We start from the raw sequence: 17,361 nt of genomic DNA, 5'->3' as shown, positions 1-17,361 counted from the left end.
CATGGCTTCATTGAAGGATCTGAAGCTTCGCATTGCCTCGGTGAAGGCGACGCAGAAGATCACCAAGGCGATGCAGATGGTCGCCGCGGCGAAGCTGCGTCGCGCGCAGGAGGCCGCGGAACACGCCCGGCCTTACTCCGAACGTATGGCCACCGTCATGGCTGACCTGACGGCTGCTGTCGGCGAGGGCGAGGAAGTGCCGAAGCTGATGAGCGGAACCGGCAAGGATGACGTTCATCTTCTGGTGGTCTGCACGGCCGAACGCGGCCTTTGCGGCGGTTTCAACGCGCAGATCGCGCGTCACGCCCGGCTGCATACGCGCAAGCTGATTTCGGAAGGCAAGACCGTCAAGCTGTTCTGCGTCGGCCGCAAGGGTTATGACGCACTGCGCCGCGAATTCGCCGACCTGATCGTCGAACGTGTCGAATTGCGCGATGTCCGCAAGATCGGCTTCGAGAATGCCGAGGATATCGGCAATCGCGTGACGGAAATGTTCGACGCAGGCGAATTCGACGTCTGCACCCTGTTCTATTCCGAGTTCAAGTCGGTGATTTCGCAGGTTCCGACCGACATTCAGCTTATTCCGGCTGCGCCTCCCGAGGGTCAGGAAAAGCGTTCGGAAACGGCGCTTTACGACTATGAGCCGAATGCGGAAACCATTCTTTCCGAAATCGTGCCGCTGAATATCCGCGTGCAGATTTTCCACGCTCTGCTGGAAAATTCCGCAGGTGAGATGGGCGCGAAGATGACCGCAATGGACAATGCGACGCGCAACGCCGGCGAGATGATCGACAAGCTGACGCTTTCCTACAACCGTCAGCGCCAGGAAAAGATCACCACGGAACTGATTGAAATTATTTCCGGCGCGGAAGCGCTGTAAGAGCTTGAAAAGAGGGTTTTATCATGGCTGAGGCCTCTATCGGTAAAGTGACGCAGATTATTGGCGCCGTTGTGGACGTTGCCTTTGACGGCGAACTGCCGCCCATCATGAATGCGCTTGAAACCGAAAACAACGGCAACCGGCTGGTTCTCGAGGTCGCACAGCACCTCGGCGAGAACGAAGTCCGCACCATTGCCATGGACGCGACCGAAGGTCTGGTTCGTGGCCAGGAAGTCAAGAATACCGGATCGTCGATCCAGGTTCCGGTTGGTGTCGAGACACTCGGCCGCATCATGAATGTCATCGGTGAGCCGGTGGATGAAGTCGGCCCGATCAAGACCAAGGAAAAGCGCGGTATCCACCAGGACGCTCCGCCCTATGTCGATCAGTCGACGGAAGCCGAAATTCTGGTCACCGGCATCAAGGTTGTTGACTTGCTGGCGCCTTACGCCAAGGGCGGCAAGATCGGCCTGTTCGGCGGCGCCGGCGTGGGCAAGACGGTTCTGATTCAGGAACTGATCAACAACATCGCCAAGGCGCACGGCGGTTATTCCGTGTTCGCCGGCGTTGGCGAGCGTACGCGTGAAGGCAACGACCTTTATCACGAAATGATCGAGTCCAACGTGAACGTCGACCCGGCCGAAAACAACGGTTCGGCCGAAGGTTCGAAATGCGCGCTGGTCTACGGCCAGATGAACGAGCCGCCCGGCGCACGTGCCCGCGTGGCGCTCTCCGGGCTGACGATTGCGGAAAACTTCCGTGACGAGGGCCAGGACGTGCTGTTCTTCGTGGACAACATCTTCCGCTTCACCCAGGCCGGTTCCGAAATTTCGGCTCTGCTGGGCCGTATTCCGTCTGCTGTGGGCTATCAGCCGACGCTGGCCACCGACATGGGCGCCCTGCAGGAGCGCATTACCACGACGACCAAGGGTTCGATTACCTCGGTTCAGGCCATTTACGTGCCTGCCGACGACCTGACCGACCCGGCGCCGGCCACCTCGTTTGCTCACCTGGACGCAACGACGACGCTGTCGCGCTCGATTGCTGAAAAGGGTATCTACCCGGCTGTTGACCCGCTCGATTCGACCTCGCGCATGCTCGACCCGATGATCGTCGGTGAAGAGCACTACGAAGTTGCCCGTGCGGTTCAGTCGACGCTGCAGCGCTACAAGTCGCTTCAGGACATCATCGCCATCCTCGGCATGGACGAGCTTTCCGAAGAGGACAAGCTGACGGTTGCCCGCGCCCGCAAGATCGAGCGCTTCCTGTCGCAGCCGTTCCATGTTGCTGAAGTCTTTACCGGTTCGCCGGGCATTCTGGTTTCGCTGGAAGACACGATCCGCTCGTTCAAGGGTCTGGTCGAAGGTGAATACGACCACCTTCCGGAAGCGGCCTTCTACATGGTCGGCACGATCGACGATGCCGTCGAAAAGGCCAAGAAGCTCGCCGAAGCTGCCTGATCCCTTGCGGCGGGCGGCCTGAGCGCCGCCCTTCGCGACCGGTGCGTTTTGAAAGACAAGAGATTGGAATGTCATGGCTGATACGATGATTTTCGAGCTGGTGACCCCCGAAAAGCTTCTGGCCTCTGCTGAAACGGATGGGATTGTCATTCCGGCAACGGAAGGCGAGATGACGGTCATGCCGGATCATGCGCCGACCATGACAACGATCCGTCCCGGCGTGGTGAAGTTCAAGAACCGCGAAGGCAAGGAATTCCAGTTTCTGGTGTTTCACGGCTTTGCAGATGTTCAGGGCAATGCCTGCACGCTTCTGGCTGAAACCGCAGTTCCGATCGGTGAAGCTGCTGATGCGATCGAGCATCGCATCAAGACGCTGCGCAAGGAACTGGATGATGCAAGCCATAGCGATCACAAGAGCGCCATTGAGCAGATGATGAACGAGTTGACGCATCTCAACCAGACAGTTCTGCCGGGCTGACCTGTTAACGACAAATAGTATTTTGATTGAAGCCGCAGCGATTTTGCTGCGGCTTTTTTCGTTTTTTGACATAATCTTGTCATCTGGCAGCTTTTGCCGGCCGTATACGCGAAGAATAGTGGAACCTGCCGGGCGCGATTAAGTTGATGTCGGTAATATTGGTAAAACCGGTGAAAAGGTGCGGTATTGAAGAACTGGTTGCTGAAGCTTAGGAACCTTAGCGATATGACGGTCGCGATCATCATTGGCGTTTTCGCTCTGGTGGTCCTGATTTCGGTCGAGTCTTTTGAACATCTCTACGAGTTTTCACGGGCTCATGAAAACTGGGAGATCGACGAGTTCTTCACTGCCTTCATGGTCGCAAGTTTGGGGTTGTCCGTTCTCCTGTTCCGCAGGTCTCGGGCGCTGCGTGAGGAAATCACACGCCGTCGCGAGGCCGAACGGCTGGCGCTTGCGCTGGCGCGGCAGGACTCGCTGACCGGTGTTGCCAATCGGCGCTCTTTCGAAGAGGAATGCGAGCGGCGGCTGGCGCGTGCCCGGCGGCAGTCCGACCGCTTTGCGCTGATGTTCATCGACTTCGACCGTTTCAAGCAGATCAATGACAAACTGGGGCATGAGACCGGAGACAGGCTCTTACAGATCATTTCGGAACGGCTGAAAAAAAGCGTTCGTTCGGATGATTTTCTGGGCCGTCTCGGCGGCGATGAATTCGCCATTATCGTTCAGGACGCTGCCGGCGGACCGTCGTTCGAACAGATTGCCTCCAGACTGTTGACGGAAATTTCGAAACCGGCGGTGCTTCTTGGCCGCGAGATTTTTCCTTCGGCCAGCATCGGCATAGCGCGGTATCCGGAAGACGGGAAAAACCGTGAGACTCTTTTGAAAAAGGCCGATTCGGCCATGTACCGGGCCAAGGAAGAGGGGCGTCGCCGCATTATTTCCTTCGATCCCGAAGTGGACAGCGGTTCCAGGACCGCACAGGCTCTGGAGCTTGATCTGCCGGCGGCTTTGTCATCCGGTCAGATCATCCCCTATTATCAGCCGATCCGCAGTTGCAGTTCGGGCGAGATCGTGATGCTCGAGGTGCTGGCGCGCTGGAAACATCCCGAACTTGGCGTATTGAGTGCGAGCGATTTTATCCCACATGCTGAAGCGGCCGGATTGATACCGGAACTCTTCACCGTGATCCTGACACAGGCCTGCCGGGATGCGCGTGCCTGGCCGGCCACCACATCCATTGCCGTCAATGTCACGCCGTATCAACTGAGCGATCGCAATTTCGCCGCCGGTGTCCTCAAAATTCTGCGCGAGAATGGGCTTTCGCCACAGCGGTTCGAGATCGAGGTCACGGAAGATGCGCTTGTTGTGGAACTGGACATGACGCGAAAGAACATCAGCAAGTTGAAGGCCGCCGGCATTCGCATTGCGCTTGATGATTTCGGTACGGGCTATTCCAGTCTGCGACAACTCAGGGAGCTGCCGTTTGACAGGGTCAAGATAGACCGAGGGTTTATTTCGGGTCTGGGAACCGATCCGCAAAGCGAGGAGATCGTCGCCTCGACCCTGAAACTCTGTCGGGTGCTGGGTATGAAAACAGTTGCCGAGGGCATTGAGGACAAGCAGCAGTTCGACTGGGTCTGTGCCCACGGAGCCGATGCCGTGCAGGGGTATTTTAACGGAAAACCGGCGCCGGCGGAAGATATAACCGCGGCATTGCCGCGGTCTTCCGGCGCAAGGCCTGATGCTCGTTAGCCGGCGATCGTGACGATGCCGCAGTCGCCCGCTTCCGAGGCAAAGGCCAGACGTTGGCCGGATTCGTCCCAGGAAAGTGCAGTGATTGCGCCCTTGCCCTGGCGACGCAGCAGCGCCTCCTTGCTGTCGGAGATGCGCACGGCCAGTACCATGCCATCGATAAAGCCGATGGCGAGCATTTCTTCCGACGGGTGAAAGGCAACCTGGGTGACCATGATATTGGCGCGGGTGCCAAGCTCAAGCGGCGCCTTGCCCATTGGCCCGTCCTTGCCGGAAAACGGCCAGACAATGGCCGCCGGCGCGCCGGAGGTGGCAAGCCATTTGCCCTTCGGCGACCACGACCAGGATTTGACCTTGGCGGGGTAGCCGCTCATGCGCATGTGGCGCGCTTCGGCCGAAAGCTTGCTGTCGAGCTTCCAGCCATGCAGGGCGTTTTCCTGCATTGAGGTGACGAGAAAGCGTCCGTCCGGCGAAAAGGTGATGCCGATATGGGCGCCTTTCCACTCCAGATCGACCGGTGGCGCCGAACCTGCGACCCAGTGCAGCGAGGCGCCGTTGTAGCGCGCGGCGGCAATCCTGAGACCCTTGGGCGCGAAGGTCACCGCCTCGACGCTGCGTTCCTCTGCGAAAAGGTGCGTCGCCCCGCTGGCGATGACACGGGTTTCCTTGCCGACGGCATAGGCAACCGCGCCGTGCGGCCCGCCTGCGACCACCGAAATCCACTTGCGCGGCACGCTTGCCAGTTCTTCGGTCGAACCGTCCTTTGAAATGCGCAGCACCCGGCCGTCTTCGCCGCCGGTCAGCAGCGACTGACTGAAGGGATCGCGAATGCAGGTCAGCAGGCCGTCATGGGCCTCTGTGACCTTTTCACCCTCATCGAGCCGGTGAATGTTTCCCGCTGCCGTGGCGAAGAACGGGACGCCGCCCAGAAAGGCGGCGGCGATGACGTGATCATCGATATCGACGGGCGCAACGCTCGGCATCAGTTTTGAACCTCGCAGGCGCGGAAGCTTTTCTCCAGCTTTTCACGGTCAAGATCGCGGCCGATGAACACCAGCCGGCTTTCCCGGTTCTCGCCTTCCTTCCAAGGGCGCTGATGGTCGCCCTCGATGATCATGTGGACGCCCTGGACCACATAGCGGTCGGTATCCCCCTTGAAAGCCAGAATGCCTTTCAGGCGCAGGATATTCGGCCCCTGGTTCTGGGTGACCGACTGGATCCACGGGAAGAACCGGTTCGGATCCAGCTGGCCGCCGCGCAACGACACCGACTGCACCGTGACATCGTGATGGTCGGAGAGGCCATGATGATGGTGGTGATCATGATCGTGGTGGTCATGATCATGGTGATGATGGTCGTGGTCGCAATCGGGACCGCAGACATGATCATCATGGTCGTGATCGAGGAAGTGCGGGTCATCTTCCAGAACATGCTTCAGATCAAAGGCATTCTGGTTCAGGATCCGTTCAAGCTCGATGCCGGAGCGTTCCGTGCGAAAGATCCGGGCGGCCGGATTGATGGCGCGAACCAGGCTTTCGACTTCGGCCAGTTCCTCGGCGCTGACGAGATCGGTCTTGTTGAGAAGCACGATATCGGCAAAGGCGATCTGGTCTTCAGCCTCGCGGCTGTCCTTCAGGCGCAGCGGCAGGTGCTTGGCATCGACCAGCGCAATGACCGCGTCGAGTGCGGTTTTCGCCCGCACGTCATCATCCATGAAGAAGGTCTGGGCAACGGGAACCGGATCGGCAAGGCCGGTGGTTTCCACGATGATGCCATCGAAGCGCGGGCGCCGCATCAGGCCTTCGACAACCCGGATCAGGTCGCCGCGCACCGTGCAGCACACGCAGCCATTGTTCATTTCGTAGATTTCCTCGTCGGATTCCACGATCAGGTCATTGTCGATGCCGATCTCGCCGAACTCGTTGACGATGACCGCATATTGCTTGCCGTGATTTTCGGAGAGGATCCGGTTGAGCAGGGTGGTTTTTCCCGATCCCAGATAACCTGTAAGCACAGTAACGGGGATGGGCGAAGCTGCTTGCGTATCAGTCATGATCGTTCCTTTAAAGGATTTTCCGCCTATATAAGGATGATGGCGGCGGGCAGCAAGGCGGGCGGAATGCTGGCTTGCGTTATGACATGTATGAGCTTTTCCGCTGTCATTTTTCGACGAATTTAAACCGATTGTGCCTTTTATGTTGAAATCCTGATGGTTTTTGAATTAAATTTTTAAATCAGAAACCGAAGCGCGATGCGCCAGGCGTTCATTCATCGGGAGGCATGCCGTGGCCCAGAAAGTCAAACTCTCCACAATCGCCGAATCCCTCGGGATTTCGACCGCGACTGTCTCGCTGGCGCTGCGGGACAGCCCGCTGGTGGCGAGCGCGACGCGCGAACGCATCAAGGAACAGGCCCGTGCACTCGGCTATATCTACAATCGCCGTGCGGCCAGTCTGAGAACCTCGCGGTCAGGCATTATCGGCGTTGTCGTTCACGACATCATGAACCCGTTTTACGGCGAAATCCTCAAGGCGATCGAAAGCGAGTTGGACCGCAACCAGCACACCTTCATCCTGTCCAATCATTACGACTCGGTCGAAAAGCAGCGTAATTTCATCGAAACGCTGCTGCAGCTCGGTGGCGATGGCGTCATCATGTCTCCCGCGATCGGCACGCCGCCGGCCGATGTCCAGTTGGCGGAAGACAATGGCATGCCGGCCATTTTCGTGGCCCGCTCGATGGAAGAACTGGACCTGCCGACCTATCGCGGGGACGACAGCTATGGCATTGCGCTTGCGACCAACCATCTGATCGGCCTCGGGCATCGCTGCATCGCGATGATTGGCGGTACGGATCAGACGTCGACCGGGCGGGATCGTTATGCCGGTTATGTCAACGCCCTGAAAAAGGCCGGAATCGCCGTTGATCCGGGATTGCGCATTCCGGGCCCGCGCACCAAGCAGGGGGGCTTTGAGGCGGCGGTTCATTTTCTGTCGCTGCCGCAAAAGCCGACGGCGGCCGTGTGCTGGAACGATCTGGTCGCCATTGGCCTGATGAACGGGATTTCGCGCGCCGGGCTGACGCCGGGGGCGGATATTTCCGTGACCGGCTATGACGATCTGGAGGAAGCCTCGATTTCCACGCCCTCGCTGACCACCGTCTGGAACGGTCAGGCCGAGGTCGGCAGGCTTGCCGCGCGCGCGCTGCTCGACAGGTTGGCCGGCTCCAGCGCGCCAAACGGCATGCATCTCATCAAGCCGGAAATGCGCATCCGCCAGTCGACCGGGCCATACCGCGAGACCGCCGAAAGCTATCTCACGCTGTAAGCCGCAGTTTTATTCATCATCCTCTTTCCGATCACCAGAGATATTTTGGGAGACAAACCATGTCCAAAGAAGCGGTCATGCTTTCGCAAAACCTGAACCCTTATGTTCAGAGCCTGCTGAAGGACGACTACGATCTGGTCACCATGCCGCAGGGCGGCCCCGCCGCACTCGGCGACAAGGCGGCCGACATCAAGGCCGTTGTGGCTTTCGGGGGCTTTTCCGCTGCCCAGATGGATGAGCTGCCCAATCTGGAAATCGTCACCTGCCCGGGCGTCGGCTATGACGGCATCGACACCGCGCATGCTGCCGAACGCGGCATTGTCGTCACCCACACGCCGAATGTGTTGAACGACGAGGTGGCCGATACCGCCGTGGCGCTGATGTTGAACACGGTCCGCCGTTTTTATGCCGCCGAAACATGGCTGCGCGAGGGGCGTTGGGAAAACGAAGGCGGCTTCCCGCTTTCGCCCTTTTCCGTGAAAGGCCGCAAGGTCGGCCTTTACGGGCTCGGCCGGATCGGTCTTGAGATTGCAAGCCGGCTGGAGCCGTTCAAGGTCGAGATCGCCTATCACACGCGCAGCCCGAAAAAGGGTGTCGATTATGCCTATCATCCGACACTGGCATCGCTTGCCGAAGCCGTCGATACGCTGATCTGCATCGTTCCGAAAACGCCCGAGACCCACAAGGTGGTCAATGCCGAAATCCTGTCGGCGCTGGGGCCGAAAGGCATTCTCATCAATGTCGGGCGTGGCTGGAGCGTTGACGAAGATGCCCTGATCGCAGCCCTTGAGGCCGGTACGATCGGCGGGGCAGGTCTCGACGTGTTTTACGACGAGCCCCATGTCCCCGAAAAGCTGCTGGCCTTCGACAATGTCAGCCTGCTGCCGCATGTGGCTTCCGCCTCGGTTCCGACACGGCAGGGCATGGCGCAACTGGTCGCGGATAATCTGAAAGGCTGGTTTGCCGAAAAGCGCCCGGTAACGCCTGTGCCGGAGACGCCGGTTCCGCTCAAGGGATAAGACACAACATCAGGGCGCGGTGCGGGCCGCCTGACTGGCCCGCACCGCCTCGCCGAAGGCCTCAAACAGCTTGCGTGATGTATCGTCGGTTCTGGCCCAGTATTCCGGATGCCACTGGACGCCGACGGCAAAGTTTTTGGCGTCGATGACCGAGACAGCCTCGACCGTGCCGTCCGGGGCGATGGCTTCGACGGCAAGGCCGGGCGCGACATCGCTGATTGCCTGCCGGTGCAGCGAATTCACCTGCACCTCTCCGGCGCCGAGAATGCCGGCAAGACAGGAGCCTTCGCCGATGTGAACCGGCTGGCGGATGACGAACAGCGCATCGCGGTCCCCCTCGGGCGGCTGGCGATGATCGATCCGCCCATCCAGTTCCTGCACCTCGCTGACCAGCGTGCCGCCGAGCGCGACATTGAGCTCCTGAATGCCGCGGCAGATGCACAACAGCGGCAGGCCGCGTTCGATCGCGCGGCGGATCATCGGCAGGGTGGTGGCGTCGCGGCCGGGGTCGAATGGGCCGTCCCGTTCCTCCGGTGTCTTGCCGTAAAGCGCCGGCGACACATTGGAGCGCGAGCCGGTAATCATCACCCCGTCAACCCGGTCAAGCATGGCGTCGATGTCCTGAGCGTCGCCGAGAGCGGGAATGATGAAGCTCATCGCGCCGGCGACGTCGAGTGCCGCGCCGATATATTGCTGCTGGGCGGCATGCCAGGTGGTGTTCTGGAAAAAACGGGTATCGGCGGGAACGGCGATGATCGGCTTTGACATGGGGACTCCGGCAAACGTTTTTCCGAAGTGATGTCGCCTTGCCGGGGTTCTGTCAAACGAAACCGCGATATTGCCGGCGACCGTTTTTCGCCTGGTGGCAGCTACCGGCAATCCTGAGGCATTAGACATTGGTCGTAGGGGAGCCTGTTTGGAGTCACAAAAGCGCCGGTCCCTTGCAGGCGGGAGTTGAAACGGACCGACCAAAGTGCTTTGCTCGCCGGCATGTCCGCCGGAGGAGAAGTTGCGCGGACGCACCATATATGGGAGGTATCTATGGACCGTCGTTCATTCATCAAGAAGGTCGGCGCCGGTGGCGTCGGCGCTGCTGCGGCCAGTGCGCTTGCCGCGCCTGCGATTGCGCAGGAGAACCCGAAAGTGACATGGCGCCTGACGTCGTCCTTTCCGAAGTCACTCGACACGATCTATGGCGGTGCGGAAGACATCGCCAATCACGTTTCGGCTGCCACGGGCGGCAACTTCGAAATCCAGTGCTATGCCGCCGGCGAGATCGTCGGTGGCCTGCAGGCACTCGACGCCGTGCAGAGCGGCACGGTGGAAGCCGCGCACACCTGCTCATACTATTTCTGGGGCAAGGACCCGGTTTTCGCCATTGGCACGGCCATTCCCTTCGGCCTCAACGCGCGCCTGACCAATGCCTGGTTCTATCAGGGCAACGGCAACACGCTGATGAACGAGTTCTATGACGGTTACGGCGTCTACGGCCTGCCGGCCGGCAACACCGGCGCACAGATGGGTGGCTGGTTCCGCAAGGAAGTGAACACCGTAGAAGACCTGAAAGGCCTGAAGATGCGCATCGCCGGTATCGCCGGACGGGTCATGGAGAAGGTCGGCGTCGTTCCCCAGCAGATTGCCGGCGGCGATATCTATCCCGCTCTTGAAAAAGGCACGATCGATGCCGCCGAATTTGTCGGCCCCTATGACGACCAGAAGCTCGGCTTCTACAAGGTCGCCAAATACTACTACTATCCCGGCTGGTGGGAAGGCGGCCCGGCGATCCACGCCTTCTTCAACAAGCAGAAGTACCAGGAACTGCCGAAACATTATCAGGCCGCGCTCGACGACGCCTGTGCCTTCGCCAATACCAACATGATGGCGAAATACGACGTCAAAAACCCGGTTGCGATCCGCGAGCTGATCGGCGACGGCGCGGTCATGAAGGGCTACAGCACCGAGATCATGCAGGCCTGCTACAATGCGGCCATGGAAGTCTATGCCGAGCTCGGCGCCGAAAACCCGACATTCAAGAAGATCTACAACGATCAGACCGAGTACAAGAACGCCGCCTATGGCTGGCTGAAGACCTGCGAATTCCGTTATGACCAGTTCATGATGGCGCTGCAGAACGCCGGCCAGATCAAGCCACTGAGCTGATCCCGGAGGGCCTCGCGATTAAAACAAAACCCGGAAGCGACCGCTTCCGGGTTTTTTGCCGCTCATGTTGTCCTCGGCACTTCGTTCCCCTGTGTCATGCTCGGGCTTGACCCGAGCATCCATGCGGCTTGAACCATTGAACGACTGAATACTTTTCGTCCCCTCTGCCGAGTGGCCTGGATCCTCGTGTCAAGCACGAGGATGACGCAGCGCAAGGGGACAATTATTGTCAATAAACGAAACCCCCGGGAGCGGTTGCTTCCGGGGTTTTGGTCGTTTTGCTTGTCTGGAGACCTCAGTTGAAGTTGAGGCTTGGCGGGTCATCCAGATTGAAACCGTCATCGCTGCCCGCACCGCTGTCGGACGGGCTGTCGCCGAGGTCCGGCAGTGCGAACGGATCGTCGCCGCCGCTGCCTTCGGAGCTGTCGCCGAAATCGAGGCTGAACGGGTCATCGACATTGCCGCCGAAGGAGGGCATCTCGATGGTGACGGAATCGGGATCGACGGTCACCACATCATCCTTGTAGTGGGTCACGAGCTTCGGGAAGAAGATCACGGCCAGGATGACCAGGAACTGGATCGCGATATAGGGAATGATGCCCTTGTAGATCTGGAGCGTGCGCACACCCTGCATGATCCGTCCCGTTCCCTTGTCGGTCCATTCGCCGGCCGGCGTGACCGAACGCAGGTAAAACAGCGAGAAGCCGAAGGGCGGCGTCAGGAACGAGGTTTGCAGGTTGAGACCGAGAATGATGCCGAACCAGATCAGGTCGATCCCCAGCGCCTGTGCCGGCGCCACCAGAAGCGGCACCATGATGAAGGCGATCTCGAAGAAATCGAGGAAGCAGCCGAGAATGAAGACGATGATGGTGACGACGATCAGGAAGCCGTATTCGCCGCCGGGCAGGCCGGTGAGCAGGTCCTCGATCCAGACATTGCCGTTGATCCCGTAGAAAGTGAGGCTGAAGACGCGCGCGCCCATCAGGATCATCATCACGAAGGCGGAAAGCTTGGTGGTGCTGTCGAGGGCGTTTTTCAGTGATCTGAGATCGAGCCTGCCCTTGGCGAGCGCCAGGATAAGCGCCCCAGTCGCGCCCATGGCGCCGCCTTCCGTCGGGGTTGCGATCCCGAGAAAGATCGTGCCCAGCACTAGAAAGATCAGCGCCAGCGGCGGCACCAGAACGATGATCACCTGCTGGCTGAGCCGCGACAGCAGGTTGAGCTTCATCCGGTCATTGGCAATCGCCACGAGATAGACGACGAGAACGCCGAAGACCATGGCCGCCACCAGCCGCCAGGCATCGCCAAGTGTGGTGAACAGGAAATGATAGCCGATGAAATAGAGCGCGACGGCAACGGCAACCATCACGAACAGCGAGATGACGCCGTTGCCGAGCGTGCGCGCTTCCGCCGGCATGGCCGGCGCCGCCTTGGGGCGGATCAGCGTCATCACGAAGACATAGAGGCAGTAGGCGGCAATCACCAGCAGTGACGGGTAGAGCGCGCCGATATACATATCGCCCACCGAACGGCCGAGCTGGTCGGCCATGACGATCAGAACCAGCGACGGCGGAACGATCTGCGCCAGCGTGCCGGAGGCCGCGATCGTGCCGGTGGCAAACGAGCGGTCATAGCTGTAGCGCAGCATGACCGGCAGCGAGATCAGCCCCATGGCCATCACCGAAGCGGCGACAACGCCGGTGGTCGCGCCAAGCAGCGCGCCGACGAGAACCACGGCATAGGCCACGCCACCGCGCACCGGGCCGAAAAGTTGGCCGATCGTGTCCAGCAGGTCCTCGGCCATGCGCGAGCGTTCCAGAATGATGCCCATGAAGGTGAAAAAGGGCACCGCCAGCAGCGTCTCGTTCGACATGATGCCGCCGAAGAAGCGGTCGGGATGGGATTGCAGGAGCGGCCAGAACAGATGGATTTCAGGCGAGATCGACGAAAATTCAACGCCGAGGACAAAGAAGGCAAGACCGCCGGCGGCGAGCGTGAAGGCAACGGGATAGCCTAAAAGCAGCAAGGCCATCACGGTGACGAACATGATGGGCGCGAGGTTGTGCGCGATGAGATCAGTCATTCGGCATATCCTCTGCCATCATGTGTGCGGCATTGCCGGCTTCGGAATAAAGCTCCTCATCTTCCTTGAGGTGTCCGGAGAGAACGGCGACGCGTTTGATGATTTCGGAGAAAGCCTGGAGCAGAAGCAGGATGAAACCGATCAGGATGAAGGATTTCGCCGGCCACAGGATCAGCCCGCCGGCATTGGTCGAATGTTCGCCGCTCTCGAACGAGCGCCAGAACCAGGGCCAGGCGAGATAGACCATCATCCCGGCGAAGGGCACGAGGAAGATGATGTGCAGCACTAGGTCGATCCAGTCGCGCGTGCGCTTGCTCCACGAAGACGACAGGATGTCGATCCTGATATGCTCGTTTTTCAAAAGCGCATAGGCGGCAGCCAGCATGAAAACGGCGCCGTAAAGGTACCATTGCAGTTCCAGCATGGCGTTTGACGAAAGCGAAAACAGCTTTCGGCTCACCGCATTGCCGGCGCTGACGAGGACGGCCACCAGAAGCAGCCAGGACACGGAATGTCCGATGATTTCATTCAGCCTGTCGATGGTACGGCTTATTGTTATCAGTGGTTTCATTGGGGCCTCCATACCGTCCGACTTCCTTAATGGAAGTTGTCAAGGCCACGCAACCTGCCTTTGGTACAATATGGGATGAAAACGCCTGCCGGATTGTATTTTTACATCTGTTTTGCACCGGCACGCCGACATTAAATTCCTTCTGGCACTGTTTTTGCGACGTGACCCGTTTGAGTGCAATGTTGCCGCACGCGCGCCCTGTGTGGTAATCGGAGAAGGGATCGGGACGTTTGTCCGTGTGACGCGCTGACCATGGAGGGGTGCGTCACCGAACCGAACAGGAGGGACTTCATGCGCAATGCCGAAACCAACGCCACGCAACCGGCTGACGAGGTCGATTATGCGGAACACGCAAACACCTACAAGCTGTTTTTGAGCGGTGCTAAATACGGGACGGTTCTGGTGGCCGCGCTGCTGGTGGCCATGGCGGCCGGGCTTGTGGGGCCGTTCGGTTTTGTCAGCAGCTTGATCATTTTCATTCTCATCAGTGCCATCGGCATCTATATTCTTCGTTGAGCGTCCGTCCGGACGTATCTTTTCTTTGAAACGCGGCAAGACAGACGCATTGCTGCCGACCTTTGTTGCGCGTTTCGATCTGTCTTTGGGAGACAAGCTTGAGCAAGATATTATTTGTGCCGAAAGAGACGGCCGCCGCGGAAACGCGGGTGGCGGCCTCACCCGACACAGTGAAAAAACTGAAAGCGCTCGGCCTCGATATCGTCATCGAAAGCGGCGCGGGCCTTGCCTCGGGGATTGATGACGATGCGTTCCGCAATGCCGGTGCCGAAATTGCCGGGTCGGACGCGGCATCGACAGCCGATGTGATCTTCAAGGTGCGCCGGCCGGAAGAGCAGGAATTATCCGCCTATAAAAGCGGCGCCATCATTGTGGCGCTGATGGACCCCTATGGCCATGAAGACGCGCTTGCGGCGATGGCTGAAAAGGGAATTTCGACGATCGCGATGGAGCTTATGCCGCGCATCACGCGCGCGCAGTCGATGGACGTTCTTTCCTCTCAGGCAAACCTTGCCGGCTATCAGGCCGTGATCGAGGCAGCCTCCGTGTTCGACCGCGCCATGCCGATGATGATGACGGCGGCAGGCACGGTGCCGGCTGCCCGCGTGTTCGTCATGGGCGCCGGTGTTGCAGGCCTTCAGGCAATTGCCACGGCCCGCCGGCTTGGCGCCGTGGTGTCTGCAACCGATGTGCGCCCCGCAGCCAAGGAACAGGTCGCCTCGCTCGGCGCGAAGTTCATCGCTGTCGAGGACGACGAGTTCAAGGCGGCCGAAACCGCAGGCGGTTACGCCAAGGAAATGTCGGACGAATACAAGGCCAAACAGGCCGAACTGGTCGCCGATCATATCGCCAAGCAGGATGTGGTCATCACCACCGCGCTCATTCCGGGGCGTCCGGCGCCGCGGCTGGTCACACGCGAGATGCTGTCGTCGATGAAGCTCGGCTCCGTCGCCGTCGATCTGGCAGTGGAACGCGGCGGCAATATCGAGGGCGTCGAAGCGGACAGGATTGTCGAGGTCGATGGCGTTTCGGTTGTCGGCTATCTCAACCTGCCCGGCCGGATCGCCGCATCCGCATCGCTGCTTTACGCCAAGAACCTGCTCACCTTCTTCCAGACGCTGGTCGACAAGGAAAGCGGAGCAATCAATATCAACCGGGAGGACGAGCTCATCGCCGCCACGCTTCTGACGCATGAGGGCGCGGTCGTTCATCCGAAATTCGGCGGTGCGGCCGCCGGGGGAGAGGCCTGATGGCTTTTGAAGATGTCACCACCTCCATCAATGATGCAATCATCTCGCTGGAACAGGCCAAGACCGCGCTCGGCAATTTCGAGGACGGTTCGCTGGCATCGCTTGCCCATGGCGCCACGGGTGGGGTGATCGATCCATTCGTGTTCCAGCTGGCGATTTTCGTGCTGGCCGTGTTTGTCGGCTATTACGTGGTCTGGTCGGTCACGCCCGCGCTGCACACGCCGCTGATGGCCGTCACCAATGCCATTTCCTCGGTCATCGTCGTCGGCGCGCTTCTGGCCGTCGGCCTTTCGGCGAGCGGCCTTGCGACCGGTTTCGGTTTTGTGGCGCTGATTCTCGTCGCTATTAATATTTTCGGCGGATTTCTTGTCACCCAGCGCATGCTGGCGATGTACAAGAAAAAGGAAAAGTAAGGCGGTCAGAACATGTCAGTCAATTTCGCAGCCTTGCTGTTCCTCGTATCAGCGGTTCTCTTCATTCTCGCATTGCGTGGCCTGTCGCATCCCTCGACCAGCCGCAAGGGCAATATCTACGGCATGGTCGGTATGGCGATTGCCATCGGCACCACGCTGCTGCTGGCAAAACCCGGCTTCTCGGCGCTGATCTTCATCGTTCTGGCGCTGGCGATCGGCGGCGGTATCGGCGCCTATATCGCTCGCACCATTCCGATGACGGCGATGCCGCAGCTTGTGGCGGGCTTCCATTCGCTCGTCGGCCTTGCCGCCGTGCTGGTGGCTGCTGCCGCGCTCTATTCGCCGGAAAGCTTCAATATCGGCGTGCCGGACGACATTCACCTGCGCGCACTGATCGAGCTTTCCATCGGTGCGGCGATCGGCGCGATCACCTTTACCGGGTCGATTATCGCCTTTTTGAAGCTCGATGGCCGCATGTCCGGCAAGCCGATCCTGCTGCCGGCCCGCCATGTGATCAATATCGCGCTTCTGGCGGCGTTGATCGTCTTTGTGGTGTCGCTTTCGGCCACGGCAAACCCGGTGCATTTCTGGCTCATTGTCATCGTCGCGCTGGTGCTCGGCGTTTTGATCATCGTGCCCATCGGCGGCGCCGACATGCCGGTCGTGGTGTCGATGCTGAACTCCTATTCGGGCTGGGCGGCCGCCGGCATCGGCTTCACGCTCGGCAATATGGCGCTGATCGTGACCGGCGCTCTGGTTGGTTCATCCGGCGCGATCCTGTCCTACATCATGTGCAAAGGCATGAACCGGTCGTTTATCTCGGTCATTCTCGGCGGCTTCGGCGGTGAAACCGCGGCAGCCGGCGGCGGCGAACATGTCGAGCGAAACGTCAAGACCGGATCGGCCGATGATGCCGCCTTCCTGATGGAGAACGCCTCCAAGGTGATCATCGTGCCGGGATACGGCATGGCGGTTGCCCAGGCCCAGCACGCGCTGCGTGAACTGGCCGACGTGCTGAAGGCAAAGGGCGTGGAAGTGAGCTATGCCATTCATCCGGTTGCCGGCCGCATGCCGGGCCATATGAATGTGCTGCTGGCCGAAGCAAACGTTCCCTATGACGAGGTGTTCGAACTGGAAGACATCAACTCCGAATTCGCGCAGGCCGATGTTGCCTATGTGATCGGCGCCAATGATGTCACCAACCCGGCCGCCCGCGACGACAAGACCTCGCCGATCTACGGCATGCCGATCCTCGATGTCGACAAGGCCAAGACCTGCCTGTTCGTCAAGCGCTCGCTCGGCTCCGGCTATGCCGGCATCGACAACGAGCTGTTTTACAAGGACAGCACGATGATGCTGCTCGGCGATGCCAAGAAGATGACGGAAGACATCGTCAAGTCGATAGAGTGACCGTTTTCGCATACGCGTGATCAACGCCCCGGTCTGTGATAGG

At 59.7% G+C, this 17,361-nt stretch carries 16 protein-coding genes; 11 read left to right on the top strand and 5 right to left on the bottom strand.

The features are described from left to right. Nucleotide 1: 1 nt before the first annotated feature. From ABID12_RS15680 to ABID12_RS15665, 4 genes are all read left to right on the top strand, one after another. On the top strand, nt 2-880 hold the full coding sequence (locus ABID12_RS15680; protein ID WP_354435034.1) for a F0F1 ATP synthase subunit gamma: 879 nt from the start codon (nt 2-4) through the stop codon (nt 878-880). Nucleotides 881-903: 23 nt separating this feature from the next. Next, nucleotides 904-2,340, top strand: a complete 1,437-nt coding sequence (atpD, locus tag ABID12_RS15675) for a F0F1 ATP synthase subunit beta (RefSeq protein ID WP_106302428.1) — start codon at nt 904-906, stop codon at nt 2,338-2,340. Nucleotides 2,341-2,413: 73 nt separating this feature from the next. Continuing rightward, nucleotides 2,414-2,818: a F0F1 ATP synthase subunit epsilon gene (locus ABID12_RS15670; protein WP_106302425.1), complete on the top strand. Its 405-nt coding sequence runs from the start codon at nt 2,414-2,416 to the stop codon at nt 2,816-2,818. A 225-nt stretch (nt 2,819-3,043) separates the two neighbouring features. Next, nucleotides 3,044-4,570 carry a putative bifunctional diguanylate cyclase/phosphodiesterase gene (locus ABID12_RS15665; RefSeq protein WP_319519114.1) on the top strand — a complete coding sequence of 509 codons (1,527 nt, stop codon included), beginning with the start codon at nt 3,044-3,046 and terminating at the stop codon, nt 4,568-4,570. Here the strand turns inward: ABID12_RS15665 and ABID12_RS15660 are convergent. Together ABID12_RS15660 and ABID12_RS15655 are read right to left on the bottom strand one after the other, a co-directional pair. Continuing rightward, a complete protein-coding gene (locus tag ABID12_RS15660; RefSeq protein WP_354435033.1) occupies nt 4,567-5,553 on the bottom strand; it encodes a WD40 repeat domain-containing protein in 987 nt (328 codons plus the stop codon). The genes ABID12_RS15665 and ABID12_RS15660 overlap by 4 nt on opposite strands. Continuing rightward, complete coding sequence (locus tag ABID12_RS15655; protein ID WP_319519116.1) at nt 5,553-6,623, bottom strand: CobW family GTP-binding protein; 1,071 nt, start codon at nt 6,621-6,623, stop codon at nt 5,553-5,555. The genes ABID12_RS15660 and ABID12_RS15655 overlap by 1 nt, the downstream gene beginning before the upstream one ends. Before the next feature lie 232 nt (nt 6,624-6,855). On the opposite strand from ABID12_RS15655, the gene ABID12_RS15650 reads away from it, so the two are divergent. Continuing rightward, the gene (locus ABID12_RS15650; RefSeq protein ID WP_106302413.1) at nt 6,856-7,896 is read left to right on the top strand and encodes a LacI family DNA-binding transcriptional regulator; all 1,041 of its coding nucleotides are present in this window, start codon (nt 6,856-6,858) and stop codon (nt 7,894-7,896) included. 59 nt (nt 7,897-7,955) lie between these two features. Further along, nucleotides 7,956-8,915, top strand: a complete 960-nt coding sequence (locus tag ABID12_RS15645) for a 2-hydroxyacid dehydrogenase (protein WP_354435032.1) — start codon at nt 7,956-7,958, stop codon at nt 8,913-8,915. 9 nt (nt 8,916-8,924) lie between these two features. Here ABID12_RS15645 and ABID12_RS15640 read toward each other — a convergent pair whose 3' ends face one another. After that, complete coding sequence (locus ABID12_RS15640; protein WP_354435031.1) at nt 8,925-9,683, bottom strand: gamma-glutamyl-gamma-aminobutyrate hydrolase family protein; 759 nt, start codon at nt 9,681-9,683, stop codon at nt 8,925-8,927. Nucleotides 9,684-9,956: 273 nt separating this feature from the next. Between ABID12_RS15640 and ABID12_RS15635 the strand changes: the two genes are divergently transcribed. Continuing rightward, on the top strand, nt 9,957-11,075 hold the full coding sequence (locus ABID12_RS15635) for a TRAP transporter substrate-binding protein (RefSeq protein ID WP_354435030.1): 1,119 nt from the start codon (nt 9,957-9,959) through the stop codon (nt 11,073-11,075). Between the two features lie 295 nt (nt 11,076-11,370). On the opposite strand, the gene ABID12_RS15630 is transcribed toward ABID12_RS15635, so the two are convergent. Both ABID12_RS15630 and ABID12_RS15625 read right to left on the bottom strand, forming a co-directional pair. After that, entirely contained in the window at nt 11,371-13,158 is a 1,788-nt protein-coding gene (locus ABID12_RS15630; protein ID WP_354435029.1) for a TRAP transporter large permease, read from the bottom strand. Further along, nucleotides 13,151-13,729: a TRAP transporter small permease subunit gene (locus tag ABID12_RS15625; protein WP_354435028.1), complete on the bottom strand. Its 579-nt coding sequence runs from the start codon at nt 13,727-13,729 to the stop codon at nt 13,151-13,153. Before ABID12_RS15625 ends, ABID12_RS15630 begins: the two co-directional genes overlap by 8 nt. Before the next feature lie 291 nt (nt 13,730-14,020). On the opposite strand from ABID12_RS15625, the gene ABID12_RS15620 reads away from it, so the two are divergent. The 4 genes from ABID12_RS15620 (at nt 14,021) to ABID12_RS15605 (ending at nt 17,318) form a co-directional block, all read left to right on the top strand. After that, nucleotides 14,021-14,245 (top strand): aa3-type cytochrome c oxidase subunit IV, encoded by a 225-nt coding sequence (locus tag ABID12_RS15620; protein WP_106302398.1) that lies wholly within the window; start codon nt 14,021-14,023, stop codon nt 14,243-14,245. 98 nt (nt 14,246-14,343) lie between these two features. Further along, nucleotides 14,344-15,495 (top strand): Re/Si-specific NAD(P)(+) transhydrogenase subunit alpha, encoded by a 1,152-nt coding sequence (locus tag ABID12_RS15615; protein ID WP_354435027.1) that lies wholly within the window; start codon nt 14,344-14,346, stop codon nt 15,493-15,495. Continuing rightward, nucleotides 15,495-15,908, top strand: a complete 414-nt coding sequence (locus tag ABID12_RS15610) for a proton-translocating transhydrogenase family protein (RefSeq protein WP_106302392.1) — start codon at nt 15,495-15,497, stop codon at nt 15,906-15,908. The genes ABID12_RS15615 and ABID12_RS15610 overlap by 1 nt, the downstream gene beginning before the upstream one ends. Nucleotides 15,909-15,920: 12 nt before the next feature. After that, the gene (locus tag ABID12_RS15605; protein ID WP_319519123.1) at nt 15,921-17,318 is read left to right on the top strand and encodes an NAD(P)(+) transhydrogenase (Re/Si-specific) subunit beta; all 1,398 of its coding nucleotides are present in this window, start codon (nt 15,921-15,923) and stop codon (nt 17,316-17,318) included. Nucleotides 17,319-17,361 lie beyond the last annotated feature (43 nt).

The organism is Martelella mangrovi, from assembly GCF_040545495.1.
Lineage (GTDB): Bacteria > Pseudomonadota > Alphaproteobacteria > Rhizobiales > Rhizobiaceae > Martelella > Martelella mangrovi.
This window is presented reverse-complemented; position numbering and strand designations above follow the sequence as displayed.